The sequence below is a fragment of the Pseudomonas sp. K2I15 genome, assembly GCF_002204795.1.
In the GTDB taxonomy this organism is placed as follows: Bacteria; Pseudomonadota; Gammaproteobacteria; order Pseudomonadales; family Pseudomonadaceae; genus Aquipseudomonas.
Genome location: NZ_NIXO01000139.1, coordinates 1 through 2,040, shown reverse-complemented (window position 1 = coordinate 2,040; position 2,040 = coordinate 1). Strand labels below are relative to the sequence as shown.

The window sequence follows — 2,040 nt, the reverse complement described above, 5'->3', positions numbered from 1 at the left end:
GTAAGCGCTCCATAAACCCCACCGACTTCAAGATGGGTAATGCGCCTAGCTAGGCGATGCCGGCGAGCAGTTCCACGGTAACAGCGCTTCGTAATCTTCAACCGAGGTCGCCATTGGCAGCCGTTCTAATGCGTGGCGCAGCCACGCATAGGGCTCTTGGCCGTTGGCTTTAGCAGTCTCGACCAGGCTGTAAAGTTGAGCACTGGCCGTTGCGCCTTTGGGCGTATCGCTGAACAACCAGTTCTTTCTTCCGATGACGAAGGGCCTGATCGCACGCTCGGCGGGGTTGTTGTCGATCGGCAAATAGCCTTCCTCGGTGTACCGTTCGAGTTTGTTCCAGTTACTCGCCAGATAGCCGATGGCTTTGCCTAAGGCGTTCTGAGGCGTAACGTGTGGCTGCGTCTTTTCCATCCAGCTTTTTAACTGAGCCAGCACTGGCAGGCTCCGATCATTCCGGCCGGTTTTACGATCGTCGTCGCCCGTATCCTTCAGATCACGCTCGACGCCATAAAGTTTATTGATCAGATTCAGTGCGATATCAGCGCGTCCTGTCTTGCCTTTCGGCTGCACTTTTTGTGCCTCAACAAACTTGCGCCTTGCGTGCGCCCAGCAGCCCAAACGTTCGACTCCAGCCTGCGCGCCCAACGCGTTATAACCGGCGTAATCATCGGTCATCACGTAGCCACGATAGCCATCGAGCAGGCGTGTCGGCACCTCCTGCGCGCGGCTGGTGGAGTAGTCAAAAAGGATCACTGGTTTATCTGGCGGGCCGCCGGTTTGCACCCACATCCAGGACTGGCTGCTTGGGTCTCGGTCAGGCTCTTTCAACACCTGTACCCGTGTTTCATCGCAGTGGATAACACGGCTGCCCAGTAGGCTATCGCGCATTAAATTCAGCAGCGGCTGGAAGTGTTCACCGCACTGGATAACCCAGCGTGCCAAGGTCTGGCGCGGGATATCGACGCCATGGCGGCCCAAGACTTTTTCGAAACGGTGAAGCGGTAGTCCATCGACGTACTTGGTGGTCAGCAACATCGCCAGAACACTTGGGCTGGCCATGCTTTTTTCAATCAGTTGAGCCGGCTTGTCAGCAGTGACCGGCGCCATCTCGCAGTCGCGGCAACCGTAAACTTTCCGAACGTGTCTGATCACACGGATCTGCATCGGAACGATTTCAAGCTGCTCGCTGACTTCTTCGCCAATAGTGTGTTTGCGGCAGCCGCAGACGCACGTCAGTTCATGCTCGGGAAGTTCGTGGATGATCTCGATGCGTGGCAGATCGGCGGGCAGTGGCTTGCGTTTGCCGCGGCGCTTGGTCGGGGCAACGACCTCTTCATCTGAGGCTTCGTCCACAGGCTCGACGACGCTTTCTACTTCATTGAAGAGGGCCAGTTGCGGCGTTGCCGCATCAGCTGTTTGCTCGGACTTACGTCCGAACAGACGCTGAAGCAGGAGGGCATTCTGTTCTTCTAGCCGAACAATCTTTCCCTTGTCCAACTGACGCTCGTCGAGCATCTGCCCAAGCATTTGCTTGAGCAGAACGGGATCATCTGGAAGATTTTCGGGCAAGGAATTCATGCCCTGGATTATACCGAATCAGGCTACGAATCGCGGCGTCAAAACTTGATGAGGACGGTTGCGCCAGAGGTCAAAGCCATCGAGCATCCAGTTGAGTTCCTGGACGGTCAGAACGATCGCCTCGTCGGTGGCGTCAGGCGATGTTTTGAATCGTTCGGACTCGAGACGTTTGAGCCAAAGACAGAAGCCGTTGCGCTCCCAATATAAAATTTTCACTCGGTTGCGGGGCTTGTTGAGGAAGACGAAAAGCACGGGGTCGAATACCGCGACTTTAATGTCCAGCTCAACCAGCGCAGCCAAACCGTCGATGGATTTTCGGAAGTCGACCGGCTTGGGGTACAGATACACTTTTTCGACTTTGGCATCGGGTCGCATCATGGCGAGCTGGCTCCTGAGGGAATCGGGAGCACAGCATCCGGGATCCGATAAGCGCTTTGAATGTGGGGTTTATGGAGCGCTTAC

At 55.8% G+C, this 2,040-nt stretch carries 2 protein-coding genes; both read right to left on the bottom strand.

From position 1 onward, the window contains the following. Positions 1 to 45 precede the first annotated feature (45 nt). Positions 46 to 1,578, bottom strand: a complete 1,533-nt coding sequence (locus CEC48_RS30780; RefSeq protein WP_088427253.1) for an IS66 family transposase — start codon at positions 1,576 to 1,578, stop codon at positions 46 to 48. Positions 1,579 to 1,596: 18 nt separating this feature from the next. Beyond that, positions 1,597 to 1,956 (bottom strand): IS66 family insertion sequence element accessory protein TnpB, encoded by a 360-nt coding sequence (gene tnpB, locus CEC48_RS30775; RefSeq protein ID WP_024647222.1) that lies wholly within the window; start codon positions 1,954 to 1,956, stop codon positions 1,597 to 1,599. Positions 1,957 to 2,040: the final 84 nt, after the last annotated feature.

Excerpts from the sequence above, each read along its gene's own strand:
- CEC48_RS30780 (WP_088427253.1), bottom strand. The coding sequence starts at position 1,578 with ATGAATTCCTTGCCCGAAAATCTTCCAGATGATCCCGTTCTGCTCAAG.
- tnpB (WP_024647222.1), bottom strand. The coding sequence starts at position 1,956 with ATGATGCGACCCGATGCCAAAGTCGAAAAAGTGTATCTGTACCCCAAG.